This window comes from Sphingobium trunci, assembly GCF_022664535.1.
Lineage (GTDB): Bacteria > Pseudomonadota > Alphaproteobacteria > Sphingomonadales > Sphingomonadaceae > Sphingobium.
The window spans coordinates 16364-34472 of sequence record NZ_JAKUJY010000036.1 but is presented as its reverse complement, the minus strand read 5'-3'; the positions used below and the strand labels follow the sequence as shown (position 1 = coordinate 34472).

General features: G+C 60.7%; 18 protein-coding genes. 15 read left to right on the top strand and 3 right to left on the bottom strand.

Annotated elements, in window-relative coordinates:
- Positions 1-214: 214 nt before the first annotated feature.
- The 3 genes from MJ601_RS20355 to MJ601_RS20345 form a co-directional block, all read right to left on the bottom strand.
- The gene (locus MJ601_RS20355; protein WP_242130174.1) at positions 215-1396 is read right to left on the bottom strand and encodes an ATP-binding protein; all 1182 of its coding nucleotides are present in this window, start codon (positions 1394-1396) and stop codon (positions 215-217) included.
- Positions 1397-1688: 292 nt separating this feature from the next.
- Entirely contained in the window at positions 1689-1895 is a 207-nt protein-coding gene (locus MJ601_RS20350; protein WP_242130172.1) for a helix-turn-helix transcriptional regulator, read from the bottom strand.
- 527 nt (positions 1896-2422) lie between these two features.
- Positions 2423-2680 carry a hypothetical protein gene (locus MJ601_RS20345; protein WP_242130169.1) on the bottom strand — a complete coding sequence of 86 codons (258 nt, stop codon included), beginning with the start codon at positions 2678-2680 and terminating at the stop codon, positions 2423-2425.
- Positions 2681-3476: 796 nt separating this feature from the next.
- Between MJ601_RS20345 and MJ601_RS20340 the strand changes: the two genes are divergently transcribed.
- The 15 genes from MJ601_RS20340 (at position 3477) to MJ601_RS20270 (ending at position 18086) form a co-directional block, all read left to right on the top strand.
- The gene (locus MJ601_RS20340; protein WP_242130167.1) at positions 3477-4301 is read left to right on the top strand and encodes an oxidoreductase; all 825 of its coding nucleotides are present in this window, start codon (positions 3477-3479) and stop codon (positions 4299-4301) included.
- Positions 4302-4351: 50 nt separating this feature from the next.
- Positions 4352-5200, top strand: a complete 849-nt coding sequence (locus tag MJ601_RS20335; protein ID WP_242130165.1) for an alpha/beta fold hydrolase — start codon at positions 4352-4354, stop codon at positions 5198-5200.
- Between the two features lie 56 nt (positions 5201-5256).
- Complete coding sequence (locus MJ601_RS20330; protein ID WP_242130163.1) at positions 5257-5787, top strand: VOC family protein; 531 nt, start codon at positions 5257-5259, stop codon at positions 5785-5787.
- A 92-nt stretch (positions 5788-5879) separates the two neighbouring features.
- Entirely contained in the window at positions 5880-6944 is a 1065-nt protein-coding gene (locus MJ601_RS20325) for an alpha/beta hydrolase (RefSeq protein ID WP_242130179.1), read from the top strand.
- 125 nt (positions 6945-7069) lie between these two features.
- Positions 7070-7573 (top strand): sigma-70 family RNA polymerase sigma factor, encoded by a 504-nt coding sequence (locus tag MJ601_RS20320; RefSeq protein ID WP_242130177.1) that lies wholly within the window; start codon positions 7070-7072, stop codon positions 7571-7573.
- On the top strand, positions 7563-8204 hold the full coding sequence (locus tag MJ601_RS20315; RefSeq protein ID WP_242130154.1) for an NrsF family protein: 642 nt from the start codon (positions 7563-7565) through the stop codon (positions 8202-8204). The genes MJ601_RS20320 and MJ601_RS20315 overlap by 11 nt, the downstream gene beginning before the upstream one ends.
- A gap of 113 nt (positions 8205-8317) precedes the next feature.
- Positions 8318-8899, top strand: a complete 582-nt coding sequence (locus tag MJ601_RS20310; protein ID WP_242130146.1) for a DUF308 domain-containing protein — start codon at positions 8318-8320, stop codon at positions 8897-8899.
- A 61-nt stretch (positions 8900-8960) separates the two neighbouring features.
- On the top strand, positions 8961-9386 hold the full coding sequence (locus MJ601_RS20305; RefSeq protein ID WP_242130144.1) for an organic hydroperoxide resistance protein: 426 nt from the start codon (positions 8961-8963) through the stop codon (positions 9384-9386).
- A gap of 86 nt (positions 9387-9472) precedes the next feature.
- Complete coding sequence (locus tag MJ601_RS20300; RefSeq protein WP_242130142.1) at positions 9473-10858, top strand: FAD-containing oxidoreductase; 1386 nt, start codon at positions 9473-9475, stop codon at positions 10856-10858.
- Positions 10858-11631: an aspartate/glutamate racemase family protein gene (locus MJ601_RS20295; protein WP_242130176.1), complete on the top strand. Its 774-nt coding sequence runs from the start codon at positions 10858-10860 to the stop codon at positions 11629-11631. Before MJ601_RS20300 ends, MJ601_RS20295 begins: the two co-directional genes overlap by 1 nt.
- 35 nt (positions 11632-11666) lie before the next feature.
- On the top strand, positions 11667-13580 hold the full coding sequence (locus MJ601_RS20290; RefSeq protein ID WP_242130140.1) for a CocE/NonD family hydrolase: 1914 nt from the start codon (positions 11667-11669) through the stop codon (positions 13578-13580).
- A gap of 1119 nt (positions 13581-14699) precedes the next feature.
- On the top strand, positions 14700-14930 hold the full coding sequence (locus MJ601_RS20285) for a hypothetical protein (protein WP_242130129.1): 231 nt from the start codon (positions 14700-14702) through the stop codon (positions 14928-14930).
- A gap of 256 nt (positions 14931-15186) precedes the next feature.
- Positions 15187-16023, top strand: a complete 837-nt coding sequence (locus MJ601_RS20280) for a cupin domain-containing protein (RefSeq protein WP_242130127.1) — start codon at positions 15187-15189, stop codon at positions 16021-16023.
- A 53-nt stretch (positions 16024-16076) separates the two neighbouring features.
- The gene (locus MJ601_RS20275; protein ID WP_242130125.1) at positions 16077-17207 is read left to right on the top strand and encodes a GNAT family N-acetyltransferase; all 1131 of its coding nucleotides are present in this window, start codon (positions 16077-16079) and stop codon (positions 17205-17207) included.
- Between the two features lie 468 nt (positions 17208-17675).
- On the top strand, positions 17676-18086 hold the full coding sequence (locus MJ601_RS20270) for an Ohr family peroxiredoxin (RefSeq protein WP_242130123.1): 411 nt from the start codon (positions 17676-17678) through the stop codon (positions 18084-18086).
- The last annotated feature ends 23 nt before the right edge of the window (positions 18087-18109 follow it).

Below are 18109 nucleotides of genomic sequence, written 5' to 3'. Positions count from 1 at the left end.
CCATAATTTACTGCCGTCGTAATTAGCCCTTAGCAGAGGTCGTCTTATTTTTGGGAATAACGGTTGGTTTGGGGGGATGTTAGAGTCGAATGATGACAAATGGGCGCACAGGAGAAAGCGAAGCCAGCCCGTTAATGACAGCTATAGCAGGTTGTCCTTTCCAAAGCCGACATTCCGGAAAGTCCCAATCCCGGTCGCCGCGGCTCGTTCGATTCTACGAGAAGTTTTCTTGCATGACGCGTCGCATGTAAGCGTCGAAGAGCGGCACCGTAAATGCCGTGTCACCATGCGCTGGGCTGTACAACATCCCTTTCGCGATCAAGCTGTTCCGCGTCGGAGCTACACTGGATACTTTCACCCCCATGGCATCGGCCACATCACCGGATCGGTGCGGACCCGGTCCTAGGCTCGCCATCGCACGAAGATAGCGCTTCTCGCCGGGCGTCAGCCTGTCGAAGCGCACGCGGAAGAAACTGGCGTCGAGTTCAGCAAGGGCGCCCGTGGTAGCCAAGCCAATATCCTGCGCGGTGATGGGGGATGCATCTGCGACATCCCAGCCATGTTTTCCCCACTCCTGAAGGAAATAGGGATAACCTTTGGTCTGTTCGATGATCTCGGAGAGAGCGTCATCCTCGATCGACTCCTCCTCACGCTCGATCGGCAGGCGGATAGCCTCACGGGCCGCTTCATCATCGAGCGGCCCAACGGCGACAAATTCGAACAAACGCTCGGCATAGGATTTTGCCCGCCCCATCTGTCCCAGCAGTTGGGGAAGGCCAGCTGCCAGCATTGTCACCGGAAGTTTCTTTTGATTGGCGCGGTGCAGCGCGCTGATCAGGGCGGCCAATTGCTCTTCCGGCACATATTGCAGTTCATCGATTACCAGAACTACCGCGCTCTTTCGTTCCTTGGCCGCTTCGCCGACGGCGACGATCAGATCCGCCAGATCCGACTCGAGATCGCCGCTATCGGCAAGTCCCGGCTCTGGTTCGAAATCCAGGGCCACCTCCAGATCATCATATTTGACCTTGAGCTTGGCGAACCCAGCAAGTGCTTGGAGTGCCCGCTTCACCCCGGCCGAAGCCTGTTTCAGGCGGTCGAGCCGCAAGAGGGCGGCCCGAAGGGCGGGCACAAGAATACCAGGCAGCGATCGATTTTCCGGTGCCTCGATCGCGACGATCGTCATCCCTTCGGATTCGGCTGCATCCCGCATAGTCGACAGCAACACCGTCTTACCAACGCCGCGCAATCCATAGAGAATGCTCGGGCGCGCCGACCTACCCATTCGGATGCGATCAAGCGCGACTGCGTTGCGTTCCAGCAGCGCGCCTCGCCCGGCAAGCTCAGGAGGGGGCGTTCCAGCGCCCGGCGCAAAGGGGTTTCTACGAGCATCCATAGCGACCTTATGGCAGTTTAGGAATTTTCTGTAAACTTCGCTAATATTGCTTGACGCCAAAAGCAAAGGATCCCGTCGGCTATGTCCCAAGCGCGGTCGAATGCAGGTTGGCATGTGGTCCTCATTATTGTGTATGAACCCGAAGAAAGTTGCCCCGCCGGAGCAAGCTCGACGGCGGGGATGAAGTTCGGGGTAGTTGCCGCGCCCAAGGGAAAAGAGCGACAGCAATGAATGTAGGCTAGGCCGATGCAGGCACAATGCCAACTGGAACCAAAATGGATGGGATACGGGATCAGCCGTCCTCGACACTGTAGAACATGGGATTTCTGAGCCAGTCGTTGATGGCGGATTCCCGCCAGCCCATGCAGCGGCTGGCGATGCGGATCTGCCGGGGGAATGTCCCGTCCGCCACTTTCCGGTAGAGGGTGGCGCGGCTGAGCCCGGTGCGGTCGAGCACGGTGTTGAGGCGGAGGATGCGGTCGTGGGACTGAACGGTCATGGCAAGCTCCTATATGATGCGATGCGTGTTGTGCGCCCCTGAGCATCAGGATTGTGAGTGGCTCTTGCTGCGTCAAGCCCATGAGAATCAGGGCCTTGGGCTAGTTCGGGCCATGGCGGACCGTGTCGGCCCACGGCGGACCAGATCGTATGCAGAAAAATTTCGCCGATGGACTTTCCGGCCATCGGCGATGCGGCTTTTGAGCCTTTGTGAGACGGGGAATTGCTGTGGCGCGCGCTGAGAATCAGTGCGCAAGATTTCCGATTCGCTTCGTCGGTTGGTCCCTCCGGTCCCAGAACCTGCCATCTGCTTCATGAAGACCGTCTGTCAGCAACACGCGCAGGAACCGCGGCTCAGCCAGCAGCCGAGCGCACCCGAGGCCGCAGTAAAATCCGAAGACTCAAGCGGCATCAAAGCCGGCGGACTGGGAAAGCACCTCCTAGCGCGCGAGTTCTGCTCGCACATCGTCGGGCTTCTGCTTCACCAGCCCCAGGGCATCTTCGTCAAGGAATAACTGAACCTGCGGGTCATCCTTTTGAAGGATCGTCAGCAGCGCTTGCGTTGCCTTCGTCGGATCGTTCGGTTGCTTGCCGCTTTTTGCCTGTCCGTTCACGCTGGCGGAGGTGAAAGCGGGCGAACGGCTCAGCGACCACCCACAATACTGAACGCCGAGAGTTCAAAGCTGTCAGTTTACGATCATATTCGATCAGGCCAAATACTCGTCCATGACACACGCAATCCTGACAGTCATATGCAGCGGCGGCACCTACTTCGATCGCGACCATTATGTCGACGTCCACCTGCCCTTGGCGCTTGCCTGTTGGCAGCAGCACGGGCTGGAGAGCGCCTCAGCGTTCTTCCCACGAGAAGCCAACGCCGCGCATGTTTCCGTGGGCATCTACCGACGAGCACGCGCTGCGCACCGCGCTCGCGTCAGTGGAGACGGCGGCAGTGATGGCTGACGTTCCCCGCTTCACGGATGCAACCGTGTCTCGCAACGTCGGCAAGCCGCTCTGACCTGTCGGGCGTCGCTCGGGTTCACCAGACTGCGAACCACACTCGCCGACCTTCTTCCTCCCTCCAAGTGAAGGGCAAGCGCAATGGAATTCGGTGATCGCAAGGAATTCGTTATCGGCGGCAGCCGCGGCATCGGCGCAGCGATCATACAGCGTTTCGCCGCATGACGTCCGGCATTCACCCACGCAGCCAACAAGAGCATGCAAACATGGACGATCAGTCCGACGGCATAACCGTCTATGTGAGCCATGGAAGCACCACCGAAAGCTGGTTCGATAAGCGCTGTTACATCGAGTGTCATCTGCCGCTGGTGATGCAATCCTGGGCGGCACGGGCTGGAAAGCGTCACCGCGTTCTTCCCCACCATAGTTCAGGACGGGACGATCGCAATTTACGAGTGCCGCTTCCGCGACGAGGGAGCAATCGCGGCCGCGTTCGCCTCACCGGAGTCGCGCTCCGTCATGGAGGACGTAGAGCTTCACCAATGTCACACCGCGAGGGGCTCGCTTGGTTTCCCTGTAATCGACGCTTTGCGTCGTTTACGAAAAATTCGGAGAAGAAGTGATGAAAACCTGGCTCATTACCGGCTGCTCGAGCGGCTTTGGTCAGCGGCTCGCGCTTGCTGCGGCACGGCGCGGCGACCGGGTCATCGCGACGGCCCGCAACGTCGAGACGATCGCGGACATGGCCGAGCCATTCGGCGACCGCATGATCACCTTGCCACTCGACGTGGCCGATGCGGCGGCGACCAAGGCAGTGGTTGCAAAGGCAGTCGAAACCTTTGGCGGGTTTGACGTGCTCGTGAACAATGCGGGATACGCGCTGTTCGGCGCGATCGAGGAAGGCACGGCCGAGGAATATCGGCCTATGTTCGAGGTGAACGTCTTCGGTCTGATCGAGGCCACCAAAGCTGCGCTGCCCGTCCTGCGACGTTCCGGCGGAACGATCGTCAACATGTCGTCCGGTGCGGGTATCGAAGGCCGTGGCGGCGGAGGCTATTACCACGCCGCCAAGTTTGCCGTGGAAGGGATATCCGAAGCGCTCGCCGACGAACTAAAGCCGTTGGGCATCCGCGTGCTGATCGTGGAACCCGGGCCGTTTCGAACCGATTTCCTGGGCCGTTCGATCGCCATTGCGGTCAACCAGATGCCGGAATATGCGGCGAGCTCGCGCAAGCACTATCGCGAAACCAACAATGGCAATCAGGCGGGTGATCCCGACAGGGCGGTCGCGGTGATCCTGCAGGCGGTCGACGCCGATGACGCGCCGCTTCACCTGCCGCTCGGCCCAGCCGCGCATGCGATCGCCAAGCGTAAGCTGGCCGCCTTCCGCAGCGATATCGACGCTTGGCACGACGTCACGATCGCCACCGATTTCGACCAGCGTTGAGCGCTGGCCATGGGCTCTACCCGAACGCCAACATCTGACTGGAAGCGACCATGATCGCAATGTTGAAGGGATTTATCCAGCAGCTGGTGCCGGTGAACGGTATCAAGATCAATACCGTCACGGGAGGCTCGGGTCCGCCGATCCTTCTGCTGCACGGCTGGCCGGAAACATGGTGGGAATGGCACCATGTGATGCCGCTGCTGGCCGAACATTTCAGCGTGGTGGCCATCGATCTGCGCGGCGCGGGGTTTTCAGACTGTCCGCAAGGCGGCTATGACAAGGCGACGATGGCGCGCGACGCGCATAACGTCATGGTTGCGCTTGGGCATGAACGCTATGCCGTGTGCGGACATGATATCGGCGGCATGGTCGCCTTGCCCCAGGCGGTCATCTATCGGAAGGCTGTCACGCATCTCGCCATCCTCGACGTTCCGCTTCCAGGCTGGACCCAATGGGAGGCGACGACCGCAAGGCTCTGGCACTTTGGCTTCCATAAGAACCGGGACCTGCCCGAGCGCCTGATCCACGGCCGTGAATATGACTATGTTTCGACCTTCATGTCTGAGCGGTTCTACGATCACAGCAGCTTCAATCCGGCGGACATCGAAATCTATGCCAAAGCGATGGCGCTGCCTGGCCGCACGCGTGGCGGCATGGAATGGTACCGCACCCTCACCGCCGATCATGCGGCCGCACTCCAATATAAGAAGCAACCGCTCGATATACCGGTTCTTGGCCTGGGTGGGGATCACCGCTTCGGTGCGCGGATGGTCCCGATGCTCAAGGAGTTCGCCACCAACGTGACGGGCGGCTCCATCGCGCGGTGCGGCCACTATGTCTCAGAAGAGCGGCCGGATGAAGTCGCGGCTGCCCTCTTCGATTTCCTCAAGACCAAATGAAACCCGGCGCCCGGCTTTTGCAGTGCGGGGGCAAATACATAGCCAAGGAGACTGTCATGACTGCATGTGTCATTCGCGGTGTCAATCATATCGGGATCACGGTGCCCGACATCGAAGCCGCCAAATCGTTCCTGGTGGAAGCGTTCGGTGCCCAGCTGATCTATCAGTCGTTCGGGCCCCAGGATCCGCCGCGGCAGGGAGCCGAATTCGAACGGGCCGTCGGAGCGTTCCCCGGAACGGTCGTGCGCGCGCAGGCGATGATCAAGATCGGCGCTGGACCCGACATCGAGCTCTTCGAAATGCACGGACCGGAGCAAGCCCAGCCGATCCGCGCGAGCGATTTTGGCATCACGCACTTCGCGCTTTATACCGACGACATCGACGCATCGGTCGAGCGTTTCGAAAAGGCAGGAGGCACTCCTCTTACAGCGCCGCGCGTTATTCCCTATGCAACCGAGAAAGGTCCTGGGAACAAGGTCTGCTACTGTCGCATGCCGTGGGGCACGACGATGGAATTCATCACCACGCCGGACCGCATGGCCTATCATGATCAGACGGATCTGCGGAGGTGGCAGGATGAGGATTAAGCAAAACGCGAAACGGCGTACGCTTGCATTCAGTCGCCGCGATACGTCGGCTTGATATAGTGCAGAATCAATATGACACGAGATTGTATCTGATGCATGACACATCGTCCGGCGTGCGACTGCCCGCCCGCACGCTTCCTTCCCCCAGCTCGATCAGCTCGGAGGCGCGCTCCGCGCTCCACCGTCTGGTGGATTCCGACGGTATGCCGATCAATGCAAAACAGCAGATGCCGGAACCCGATGACTATGACGGTTGGATCCGGATCAAGTCGGCGGTCGATGCGCAATATGCTGCCTCGATGAAGGGCTTGGCCGGGACGTTAGGCGCCAGCGTCGAGACTGTTCTGGCAGGCGATGCCGTCGTCCACATCGCCACACCCAACGCGGCAACCACGACGGACGGTGCTTACGTCGATCTGCACGGTGGCGCGCTGGTGTTTGGTGGGGGAGACGCGTGCCGTGTTGGCGCGCAGATGCAGGCGGACCTTCACGGCATGCGCTGCTACGGCGTCGACTATCGAACGCCGCCCGAACACCCCTATCCTGCGGCACTGGACGACACGCTTGCCGCATACGCCCATGTGCTGAAGCGTCATGAGCCGTCGAACGTGGTCATCGGCGGCAGGTCCGCGGGGGGCAATCTCGCAGTCGCCATGCTCCTGCGGGCGCGGGACGAGGGGCTTCCCATGCCGGCCGGCCTGGTCCTCCTATCGCCTGAGGTGGACCTCACCGAGTCCGGTGACAGCTTCGAAGTGAACCGTCTGGTGGACGTTATGCTACCCCTGTCGCTGCGGTCGGCGAACTTGCTCTACGCGAATGGGGCGGACCTTTCCCATCCCTATCTTTCGCCGCTGTTCGGTGACCTGACCGGGCTGCCACCGACGCTGTTGCAATCGGGCACCCGCGATCTCTTCCTCTCCAACACCGTGCGCATGCATCGAGCCCTGAGGAAGGCAGGCGTCAGTGCTGAGCTTCACGTTTTCGAGGCGATGCCACATGGCGGCTTTCTGGGCGGCACTCCCGAGGATCTCGACCTGAGCAGCGAACTTGTCCGCTTCGTCCGGACGCGTTTGAGCGGAGAGGCCATGGCCGGAATGGCAGGCGTGGAAGGGACGGCGATAGAAAAAGTTCGACATAGAGTGACCAACATCGCGTAGCGCGCGAATAAGAGATCATGCGCCCGAACTTTCTGTCGAGAATCATCTCAAGGTCGTCGCTCGGCGTGCCGCCGCTCAGTCGTGAGCGGCGGTCCCGGACGGCACAAGACAGTTGGTGCCGCCTGATGGAGGCTGCCCAGAATGGACATGGCGGTGCGTATCGGCGGCTGCTCGGGGAGACATCGGAATGGCTCAAGCGATACTTTGAACGGCGACTGCCGCCGGGCGATGTGGACGATGCCGTCCAAGAGACGTTGCTCACCATTCATCGGCGGCGCCATACCTACGATCCGCAATATCCGTTTGGGCCCTGGCTGGCGGCGATCGCCAAGAACAAGTGGATCGATCAGTTGAGGAACCTGGCGCGCCGCCCGTCAGACGAACTGCCCGACGAGATAGCGGTCGGCGATCACGAGGCGTCGGTAGTCAGCAGCTCGGTTCTGGCCAGCCTGCTTGACCAACTTCGTCCCGCTCAGGCCCAGGCTATTCTGCTGGTCAAGGTGCAGGGCCACAGCATCGAGGACGCGTCAGGCGAGATCGGCCTCTCCCCCTCGGCTGTAAAGATGAATATCCATCGCGGCCTCGCCCGCCTTACCGCAACCATTGAGAAGACCCCTGATGTCGAATGAAGCCTTGATCTTCGACCTGTCGTCCGAGCTCGCGCCGGTCCGGCGCCGCAGCATGGTGCGCGAAGGCACGCTCGTCCTCATACTGTGCGCGCTGGAACTCGCGCTGTTTCTTATCATGGGCGTGATGCGGCCGGACATGCACGACGTGACCGGCTCGCCCTACCTGATATGGAGGGTGGCAAGCCTTGGTCTTTTGGCCCTGGCTGCATGTGTGTTGGCCATTCGGTCCTTCTCGCCCACGGCGCGGCCCCGGCGGGGGCTGATAATCGCCTGCGCGCTCGCGGCCGTGGCGATCTTCGTAGGCGCCTTCGTTACGCCTGATGGCGCGCGCGCGCGCGCGCTGCTCGACCGCATCGATCCGGCCCACGGAATGATGTGCGCCACCTCCATCTTCGTGCTCTCGCTGCCGGTCGTCGCGCTGCTCGGCGCCCTGATGCGGAGGGCCGCGCCGACCCAGCCCAGGCTGAGCGCGCTGGCTTCGGGGATCGCCGCCGGCGCCTGCGGAGCCTTCGTCTTCGCCTTCTGCTGCCCCTTCAACGATCCGCTCTACGTGGTGGTCTGGTATACCATCGGGTGCGCCGCCGTGGCGGCCACAGCACGATGGCGCCTGCCGCGACGCTTCCACCTCTAACCAGAACCGACGCGGCAAATCGCGAGCCGCGCACCGCCTGAACCAACCATCACCGACACACCCGTATTCCGGGATCGGAGACGTACGCCTGCTTCACAGAAAGGAACCATGCCATGAAGACCATCACCGACGCGAAGTCTCCGGACCGGGACTGGCTGAAGACATATTATTATCTGCGCTTCGCCGTCTCCGCGATCTGGGTCGCGCTTGCCTTCACGGTCGCAAGGGCCATGCCGCCGCTCGCTGCGGTGATGCTCGTTGCCTATCCCGCTTGGGACGCGCTGGCGAACTATCTCGACGCCAGCCGGAGCGGCGGCCTGGCGAGGAACAAGAGCCAGATGCTCAACTTCGTCGTCAGCGTCGTGACCGCCGTCGCCGTCGCCGCGATGCTGCCACACGGCATGCATGCGGTCCTCCAGATATTCGGCGTGTGGGCGGTCCTCTCCGGTCTGTTCCAGCTCCTCACCGGAGTGCGGCGCTGGAAGTCTTATGGCGCGCAGTGGGCCATGATCCTGAGCGGCGCGCAGTCGGGGCTCGCCGGGGCGCACATGCTCAGCAAGGCCGCCGGCACCGCGCCGGTCGGTATCGCCGACATCGCGCCCTACGCGGCCTTCGGCGCCTTCTACTTCCTCATCTCGGCGGTATCGCTGACCATCAGCGGCGCGCGCCGACGCTCGAAGGCTGTCGCAGCCTGACGCGCGTCACCATTAATTCCGGCGCGGGAATGGTCTGCGCCCATCACCAAAGGAATGAACCATGTATGTCGATGTAAAGTATCGCACCTCCGCCACCGCAACCGGAGGCCGTGACGGGCGCACCCGCACCGAGGACGGGAAGCTCGACCTCCAGCTATCGATGCCCAAGGCGCTCGGCGGGCCGGGCGGCGAAGGGACCAACCCGGAACAGCTGTTCGCGTCGGGTTACGCTGCGTGCTTCCTCGGCGCCCTGAAGTTTGCCGCGCACCAACTCAAGCTTCAGGTGCCGACCGGTGCGGCGGTGACCGCAACCGTGGGCATCGGCATGCGCGGCGAAGGTGGCTTCGGTCTGGAAGTCGAGCTTGCCGTGGCGCTGCCGGGCGTGGAAGGCGATGATGCCCGGCGTCTGGTCGAGGCGGCTCACCAGACCTGCCCCTACTCTAACGCCACGCGAGGCAATGTCGACGTGCGCCTCAGCCTCATCTGACCTTGACGGGCCTGCCCAAGTGCAGGCTTGTTCCCTTCCCGGGCAGCGCTTCGCGCGCATGGCCCACATCACGAGGTGATCTCAACATGCGCAGCTACGACGCTATCATCATCGGCGCCGGCCAGGCGGGTCCGGCGCTCGCCGGCCGATTGAACGACGCCGGCCTGTCGGTCGCCATCATCGAGCGCCATCATGTCGGCGGCACGTGCGTCAACACTGGCTGCCGTCCGACCAAGGGGCTCGTGGCGAGCGCTTACGCTATCCACACTGCGCGGCGCGGCGGGGACTACGGGTTCAGTTTCGCCGGATCGTTGGAGGTCGACATGAAGGCCGTCGCCGCCCGGGCGAACAGGATCATCCGGGACGGACGCACGGGCAACGAGAGCTGGCTGTTCGGCATGACAAACGTCGAGCTCATCCGTGGACATGCACGCTTCGAGGAGGTCAATGTCGTCGCGGTCGAGGGAGAGCGGCTGACCGCACCACGTATTTTCATCAATGTAGGCGGCAGGGCCATGGTGCCGGAAATGCCCGGCGCGGACCAAGTTCCGATCCTGACCAACACCGACATCGTCGCGCTCAACACGCTTCCCCGGCATCTCGTGGTGATCGGCGGAAGCTATATCGGGCTTGAGTTCGCCCAGATGTATCGGCGCTTCGGCGCAGAGGTCACGGTGGTCGAACGCATGGACCGGATTATCGCGCGGGAGGACCCCGACGTGTCGGACGCCGTCAGGCAGATCCTGGAGGCCGAGGGGGTCAGGGTCCGGACGGGTGCGGACTGCATCGGTTTCGCTCCCAGCGGCGAGGATGTCGAGGTGCGGGTGGACTGTGCCGAGGACGCGCAGCCGATATTCGCCAGCCATGTCCTGATGGCAGTTGGGCGGCGGCCGAACACCGATGATCTCGGGCTGGAGGCCGCCGGCGTGGCAGTGGACGCACGCGGATACATCATAGTCGACGACAGGCTGGAGACCAGCGTCCCCGGCATCTGGGCGCTGGGCGACTGCAACGGTCGTGGCGCCTTCACGCACACCGCCTATAACGACTTCGAGATCGTTGCGGCAAACCTGCTCGACGACGAGGATCGGCACGTCAGCCAACGCCTTCCGGGCTATGCGCTCTATATCGATCCTCCGCTCGCTCGGGTAGGCATGACCGACGCCGAGGCGGTCAAGACGGGGCGGCGGCTCCTCCATTCGAAGCGGCCGATGTCGCGTGTCGGACGCGCGGTGGAAAAAGGTGAAACGCAGGGCTTCATGAAGGTGGTGGCTGACGCCGACACCCGCCGCATCCTTGGCGCGGCGATACTGGGAACCAGCGGCGACGAGGCGATCCACGGCATCCTCGACATGATGAACGCCGACCAGCCGATCGAGACCCTGCGCTGGTCCGTGCCGATCCATCCGACGGTTTCGGAACTCATCCCAACGCTGCTGCTCGATCTTCAGCCCTCGAAAGGAGAGACATGATGCGAATGATAGGCCTGATCGGAGGCATGAGCTGGGAGAGTTCTGCAGAATATTACCGCCTCCTCAACAAGGGCACTCGCGCGCGCCTGGGCGCGTCCGCTTCGGCCCGTTGCCTGCTATGGTCGTTCGACTTTGCGGAAATCGAAGCTCTGCAACATGCCGGCGACTGGAGCCGCCTCACCGAGCGGATGGTGGACGCGGCGCAGCGGCTGGAGGCGGCCGGAGCGGACCTGCTGCTGATCTGCACAAATACAGTGCATCGAATGGCGCATGACGTGCAAAGCGCCGTCGCTATTCCCCTGATCCACATCGCCGATCCCACGGCAGAGCGGATCGTGACCGCCGGCTTCCGGAAAGTCGGCCTGCTCGGCACGGCGTTCACAATGGAGCATGATTTCTACAAAGGGCGCCTGACCGAACGCCACGGTCTGGAGGTGATTGTTCCTGACGACGAAGACCGCGCGACTGTGCATCGGATCATCTACGACGAACTGGTCGCGGGGCGGATAAGGCCATCGTCGCGCGAAGCCTACCGGGCGGTGATCGCGCGTATTGTCGATGCTGGCGCCCAGGCGATGATCCTTGGCTGCACGGAAATCATGATGCTCGTCGGGCAGGAAGACAGCCCCGTTCCAATCTTTGACACCACGGCGATCCATGCGGCAGCGGCGCTGGATCAAGCGCTGGCGACGGACCGGAGCATTGATGAAGCGCAAGGGACGACCACCCTGGCGTCGGTGAAGTCTGCTTCGTTCAGCGAGACGCCGTACTAGCATCTCGTCGACACGAAACTGAAGAGTGATCACGAATGTCATCCAGGATATTTGCTGCTGCGGCCCTGCTCTTGACCTTCTCTCCCATGTGGGCACAAGCACAGGTCAGTCCTGTCCAGATCGGCAGCGACATCCCGAAGGAGTGGCATGAGCCCGCCAACGACCAGGATTTCGTCAAGCGCGAAGTGATGATCCCGATGCGCGACGGCGTGAAGCTGCATACGGTGATCGTGCTTTCGCGCGGCTCCGCCCGTGCGCCGATATTGCTTGAACGGACGCCCTACGACGCGGGCTCATTTCTATCGGGCAACAGTCCCAGGCTCCGCGATCGGCTTTTGCCGGGCGATCGAATTTGGGCGGACAATGGGTACATCATGGTCGCGCAGGACATGCGCGGCAAATACGGTTCCGAAGGCACATATGTGATGACGCGGCCTCCGATTGGTCCGCTCAATCCGACGAAGACCGACGATACCACCGATGCCTATGACACGATCGACTGGCTCGTAAAGCACGTTCCGGAAAGCAACGGCCGCGTCGGGATGATCGGGTCTTCCTATGACGGTTGGGCAGTGGTGATGGCGCTCCTGAATCCCCATCCGGCATTGATGGTAGCAGTCCCCGAAAGCCCGATGATTGACGGCTGGATGGGAGATGACTGGTTTCAGCACGGCGCATTCCGACAGAAGATGTTCGACTATTTCGCCGAGCAGACCAGCGCGAAACGGGAAGGCAGCGCGGTCTCCAGGACGGGTCGCGACGACTATCAGGAAATGCTCGATGCTGGCTCGGCCGGAGCCTACGCCGCGGCTCACGGCATCGATCGGCTGCCCTGGTGGCAACGCCTGTCTGCCCATCCCGCCTATGACGCGCTCTGGCAGGGCCAGGCACTGGACAAGATCATTGCCGCACATCCTTCCCCCGTTCCGACGATGTGGCTGCAAGGGCTATGGGACCAGGAGGACATATACGGGGCTGTCCGTAGCTGGGAGGCGCTGAAGGCGAAGGGCATGACGGCCAACAACCACCTCGCCATGGGCCCCTGGTATCACAGCCAGATCAACGGACGTGGCGATGTCCTGGGTCCCCTCAAATGGAGCGGCGATACCGCCGCCTATTTTCGCCGCGAGGTGCTGGTGCCGTTCTTCGACACCTATCTGCGCGACAAGAAACCCACACAGCCTACACCGCATGTCATCATCTATAATCCGGCGGAAGACAAATGGGACAGGTTCGCCGACTGGCCCGGTGCGGGTCCCAACGCGTTGACGCCAATGTATCTGCGATCGGGTGGCGGCTTGGCGCACACTCGTCCGGCATCGGGACGCGAAAGCTACGTATCCGATCCCGCCAAGCCGGTACCGTTCGAACAACTTCCGGTAAGGATGGGCGACCACGCAAGCTGGTCGACATGGCTTGTGCAGGATCAGCGCTTCGTATCCACCCGGCCTGACGTGCTGAGCTACCAAACGCCGATCCTTGAAAAAGCTGTGCGCGTCCAGGGTGCGCCATTCGCCGACATCTTCTTGAGCACCACCGGGAGCGACACCGATGTCGTGGTCAAGATCATCGACGTGTATCCGGCGACCAACGCCGACGCGCCCGAACTCGCCGGCTACCAGCTTCCCGTAAGTCTTGCGATCTTCCGTGGCCGGTATCGCCGAAGTTTCGAACACCCGACCGCAATTCCCTCTGGTGTAGTACAGGAATACAAGTTCAGGCTGCCGACGGTGAACTACACGTTCAAACCCGGCCATCGCATGATGGTCCAGGTGCAGTCCTCGTTGTTCCCGTTGTACGACCGAAATCCGCAGACCTATGTGCCCAACATATTCTTCGCCAAGCCCGATGATTATCGGCCCGCGACCATCACGATCGAGCACGGTATGTCCGGCGCAAGTGCCGTGTTATTGCCAATCGTGGCATCATCAACCGCCGCCGAGCCATAAGGCACTTTTTGCCGCGCGATTATTCGGCACACTCCAGCTCGCGACCGCTTTTGCAGCGGTGCTGGCCGCCCGTGGCGGCTGCAACGGCGGAGTCTCAGGATATCAGATTTCAAACGCAGGATGGCGTGTCCATCGCGGCGACGTTCACGCCGGGTCGGAATGATCGTTCGCCGGCCGTCCTTCTTCTTCATGGTGTTGGTGCTCACGACAAGCAACGGCTGCGAACGCCGCGTGGCTTGCGAGCCTTGGCTATGCCACGCTTACGATAGACTTTCGGGGTCACGGCCAGTCGAGTGTCGCACCGCGAACTTTTGGCCCTCCATGAGGCGCGGGACTCGCAGGTTGCGTTCACCTGGTTGAAGCACAAGCAAAATAGCGCGCCGGTTGCGATTATTGCAATATCCCTTGGGGGATCTGCCAGCCTCCTTGGCGACGCCGGTCCGATCCCAGCCGACGCTTTGATTTTGCAAGCCGTCTATCCTGACATCCGTCGAGCGATCAGGAACCGCATCGCGAGTCGCACATCGGACAGTGTTGGTTACTTGCTTGAGCCATTTCTAAGTTTTCAAGCGCCATTCCGTTTTGGCGTTTGGCCATCTCGTCTATCGCCGCTCGCTGCAGGCGTTGCCACGATACGGCGGTCCCGTGCTGGTGATTGGCGGAGAGCAAGACAGACCAACTCCTCCCAACGAAACCCTTGCAATGTTTGCAGCCGCCAAAGGAGACAAACAGTTGTGGCTGGTGTCAGCGGGTGATCACGCCGCCGTTTGTGATCTTGCTGACAAGCTTACCGACAGCACGTTAGAACGCTCCTCGCGCACACAATCGGCCGTCCGGAGACTATGCGGCTGGGAACGATCATTTATAGTTCAAATCATTAAGGCTGCCTGAGCACTTCTCACCAACCTCCGGCATAGCGAGAGGAAATTCACATCGTCTCGGCCCGTGACCGGCCATTCTGCTCCTTTCGAAAACCTCGTCGGCGGCTATCCCGTCTGCGGGTAGACCATCGGCTTCTCGGTAGACCGACAGGATCGTGGGCTAGGAGCGACGATGCTGGGTGAGGAGCGAACTGGCAGGTTTACAGTAAATTCATGGGCGGAATGACATTCAGTCCAGATGCGTGTGGGGATCATTCTGTTTGTTGCGCTTTATCTTGGCATAGTAGCCGGGGTGGCGGCGGTCTTGAAATTGAAGGTCCGGGGAATGACGGCGGGAAGGGTCGCCTTCTGGGCCGGGGGCGCGACACCGGCATCGCTGCTTATTGTGTTAATCGTCTTGCTGTTAAATTTGATGTTGGTGTGGCGATATGGTTGTTCCTATTCAAACTGGACGGAATTTGCCTTATAAGCGGGCTGATGGTCGCTTGGATCATCGCGAAGGCATTGTCCTGTCCCGGATGACTCATTTACGCATCTGAACCGCAATTTTCGATCACCTGCCGCCGTGCAGCTTTCCAATCCTGAACCGGACCAGCGGGATACCCATGAATAACCGGCTCTACCAGCGGCTGGTGACAGAACAAACGCGCAATACTTAACTGGATTTTTAACCCGCGTCGGCAAAGCTGAAGCAATCGCCTTGTCGTCGCTGAAGAGTGCCCGCTATGTCCTTCCTCGCTTCATCCAGTCTCGGTCCCTTTGCCAGCGCCTATCCTTTATCGCCAACGGTGCTTCGGCACACTTTGTCGGAACAGCCGCTCTTATCATTCGAGGCGCTGGCGAAAGCGGCGCTTGAATTGCCATCGCAATATGTCGAGCGCCGTGTCTCGAACGCGCCGAACGGCGGCGAATTCGCGATGGATCAATCTGATGATGCCGACGTTGCAACCGTCATTCGCTCAATCAGTACCAGTGGCAATTGGATCATGCTTCGTTTCGTCGAGCAATTGCCTGCCTATCGAGACTTGTTGAACGGGTTAATGGATCAAATCGGCCCTGCGATTTTCCCCTCCACTGGTCCGGGCCTGACGGTCAGAGGGTTCATCTTCATTTCTTCGCCGGGCACTTTGACTCCGTTTCACTTCGACTGCGAATATAATATCCTGTTTCAAATCGCAGGCGACAAGCAATTCGCAACCTATCACTCCGGTCAGCCCTGGCTGCCGCTTGACCGTCATGAGGCTTATTATAGCGGGAGTGACAATATGCTGCCTTGGAAAGACGCATATGAGGCAGACGCGAATATTCATCATCTGCGGCCCGGCGATGCGCTTTTTGTTCCTTATGCGTCACCGCATTGGGTGAAGGCGGGCGCGGAGCCCTCAATTTCGCTGTCGATAACCTGGCAGAGCGAATGGAGCCAATCAGTGGGCGCAGCAATGCAGATCAATCCGCTGTTGCGCCGGTACGGATTGCCGGCCGGCGACCTGCCTGCATGGCCAAGGACTCCGAGATGGCGTTCGCTCGGTTGCCGCGTTGCCCGAAAGGTGGGTCTGTTATGAGCTTTCTACCCCCCGTCCGCGCGTTTCAAGCGAGCAGAAGCAATGAACGGACTGTGGCAGGTGCCCACCGCCCAACTGTTCGCATGATGCGGCATGCTGATCTGACGGCGGAGGACCGGGCGTGCTGGGCGGCGCTGTCCGCACATGCCGGGGCTTCCAACGTCTTTGCCCAGGACTGGTTCATGGAAGCTGCGCTAAACCACTCCCATGATGGCTGTGACGTGCTGCTGGCTGTCGTAAGCCTCGGGCGCGGGCCGTGGCTGGGCGTGATGCCCCTGAGAGCCGAATTGCGTTTCGGGCGCTGGCCTGTACGTACCTGGCACAGTTGGTTAGCAACCAACCAGTTTCTGGGTACACCATTGGTGTCTGTGCAATCCGCTGATATTTTCTGGGAAAGTTTGCTTGCGTTCCTCGATGCCCGCGCAGGCAAAGAGATATTGCTGCATTTCGAGAAATTTGATGCAGATGATCCAGTCAGCATTGCACTGTTCGACCGCTGCAAGCGGGAAGGGCGTGCGTTTCAAACCCTCCATTGCCTGGACCGCCCGGCGCACCGCGCCGGCGACGACACCGAGGGCCGCAGCGACGCCAAAACGCAAGGCCGGCTGCGTAGCCTGTTGCGGCGCCTGGAGCGCGATCAAGGTCCCGTTGTTTTTTCCATGCTCGATCCAGGTCAGCCCTGCGCTCCCTGGATCGACGCCTTCCTGAAGATGGAGGCATCGGGCTGGAAGGGTCGCGTTGGCAGCGCGCTCGGCAGCAACTCGGCAACCGAGGCCCTGTTTCGCACCGTTATCGAGCGCGGCCATGCAAATGGCAGCGCACGACTCGCCAGCTTGTCGGTCGAAGGCCGTGCGATTGCGATGTCGAGCTGGTTTGAATCCACAACTTGGGGCCATGGCTTCAAAATGACCTTCGATGAAGAATATCGCGCCTATGCTGCTGGCCAGCTGCTGATGCGCGACATTAACGACAGGATTGGGCGCCGATCCGATCTGTCTTTCGACACCTGCGTCCCGCGCGAGGCGAACAATTGTCATCGGCTGTGGCGAAACAATCGAAGGATCATTGATGGCGTCGTCGAGATCGGCTCCACATGGCAACGATTTCAATATGACGCATTGATAAAGGCGCGCACAGTCTATGCGGCGGCCAAGAACCATTTTTCTGCGCCAGAAACGCGGTAAGCAGGCTTCCTGACCGGCTGCTTCACCTGCATGGGCAGCGCACCAGCCCTCGAAAGTACGGCAAGTTTCAGGAAGAGTAAATCGGCTTGCGGATAGCCAGAACTGGCGCTTTGCCTCCGACCCTTCTTTGCCGCGCCCGAAGGATTGCGTAGTTCGCTGAAGCAGACAGTTTCCGCCTTATACAATTCCCCCGCCGAAAGTCGCTGTGCAGCCGCTGCCACGTTGGAGTCGAACAGCTTATCGTGACACGAGCAGGTGGCGATTGGGGCATGCGGCATCAGAGGACCGGAGATTTCCCGTCTTGTCGCCGGAGCCAGGTTCGTCTCGCGAGTGCCATAATCGAAGAGGTAATGCCACGATATAAATCGTATGCGATTGAATCGTGCTTGACTAAGATGGCTGGTGAGCGCATTTATCTCGTATCCGATTCGATCGAATCAGATTTAAATGACGACGAAAGGAATGAACATGACTGCCAAGACCATCTATTCCGGTACAACTCACAATGTGGGAGGCGCCCAGGGTTACACACGGAGTGCTGACGGCTTTCTCGATCTTCAGTTGGCCGATCCGCACCCAGCTGCGGAAAATTTCTTCGGCGCGGCCTGGTCGGGTTGTTTCATGGGAGCAATCGGGCTCGCTGCTGCCCAGAAGAAGGTTACCCTGCCACAGGCGCCAAGTGTCGATGCAACCATCGATCTGCTGATGGATGGGGCCGCATTCTTCCTGCGGGCCAAGCTCGATGTAACCGTTCCAGGCATCGACATCGAACTGGCACGGGAACTTGTCTCCGTCGCGCACGAAATCTGCCCCTATTCCAAGGCTACTCGCGGTAACATCGAGGTCGAGATTAACGTGCTTGAGCCAGCCTTGGTCTGATATCAGTCTTGCCGATCAAAGAC

Bases quoted from the DNA above. Each gene is read 5' to 3' on its own strand.
- MJ601_RS20355 (WP_242130174.1), bottom strand. From the start codon at position 1,396: ATGGATGCTCGTAGAAACCCCTTTGCGCCGGGCGCTGGAACGCCCCCT.
- MJ601_RS20350 (WP_242130172.1), bottom strand. From the start codon at position 1,895: ATGACCGTTCAGTCCCACGACCGCATCCTCCGCCTCAACACCGTGCTC.
- MJ601_RS20345 (WP_242130169.1), bottom strand. From the start codon at position 2,680: ATGGTCGCGATCGAAGTAGGTGCCGCCGCTGCATATGACTGTCAGGAT.
- MJ601_RS20340 (WP_242130167.1), top strand. From the start codon at position 3,477: ATGAAAACCTGGCTCATTACCGGCTGCTCGAGCGGCTTTGGTCAGCGG.
- MJ601_RS20335 (WP_242130165.1), top strand. From the start codon at position 4,352: ATGATCGCAATGTTGAAGGGATTTATCCAGCAGCTGGTGCCGGTGAAC.
- MJ601_RS20330 (WP_242130163.1), top strand. From the start codon at position 5,257: ATGACTGCATGTGTCATTCGCGGTGTCAATCATATCGGGATCACGGTG.
- MJ601_RS20325 (WP_242130179.1), top strand. From the start codon at position 5,880: ATGCATGACACATCGTCCGGCGTGCGACTGCCCGCCCGCACGCTTCCT.
- MJ601_RS20320 (WP_242130177.1), top strand. From the start codon at position 7,070: ATGGAGGCTGCCCAGAATGGACATGGCGGTGCGTATCGGCGGCTGCTC.
- MJ601_RS20315 (WP_242130154.1), top strand. From the start codon at position 7,563: ATGTCGAATGAAGCCTTGATCTTCGACCTGTCGTCCGAGCTCGCGCCG.
- MJ601_RS20310 (WP_242130146.1), top strand. From the start codon at position 8,318: ATGAAGACCATCACCGACGCGAAGTCTCCGGACCGGGACTGGCTGAAG.
- MJ601_RS20305 (WP_242130144.1), top strand. From the start codon at position 8,961: ATGTATGTCGATGTAAAGTATCGCACCTCCGCCACCGCAACCGGAGGC.
- MJ601_RS20300 (WP_242130142.1), top strand. From the start codon at position 9,473: ATGCGCAGCTACGACGCTATCATCATCGGCGCCGGCCAGGCGGGTCCG.
- MJ601_RS20295 (WP_242130176.1), top strand. From the start codon at position 10,858: ATGCGAATGATAGGCCTGATCGGAGGCATGAGCTGGGAGAGTTCTGCA.
- MJ601_RS20290 (WP_242130140.1), top strand. From the start codon at position 11,667: ATGTCATCCAGGATATTTGCTGCTGCGGCCCTGCTCTTGACCTTCTCT.
- MJ601_RS20285 (WP_242130129.1), top strand. From the start codon at position 14,700: ATGCGTGTGGGGATCATTCTGTTTGTTGCGCTTTATCTTGGCATAGTA.
- MJ601_RS20280 (WP_242130127.1), top strand. From the start codon at position 15,187: ATGTCCTTCCTCGCTTCATCCAGTCTCGGTCCCTTTGCCAGCGCCTAT.
- MJ601_RS20270 (WP_242130123.1), top strand. From the start codon at position 17,676: ATGACTGCCAAGACCATCTATTCCGGTACAACTCACAATGTGGGAGGC.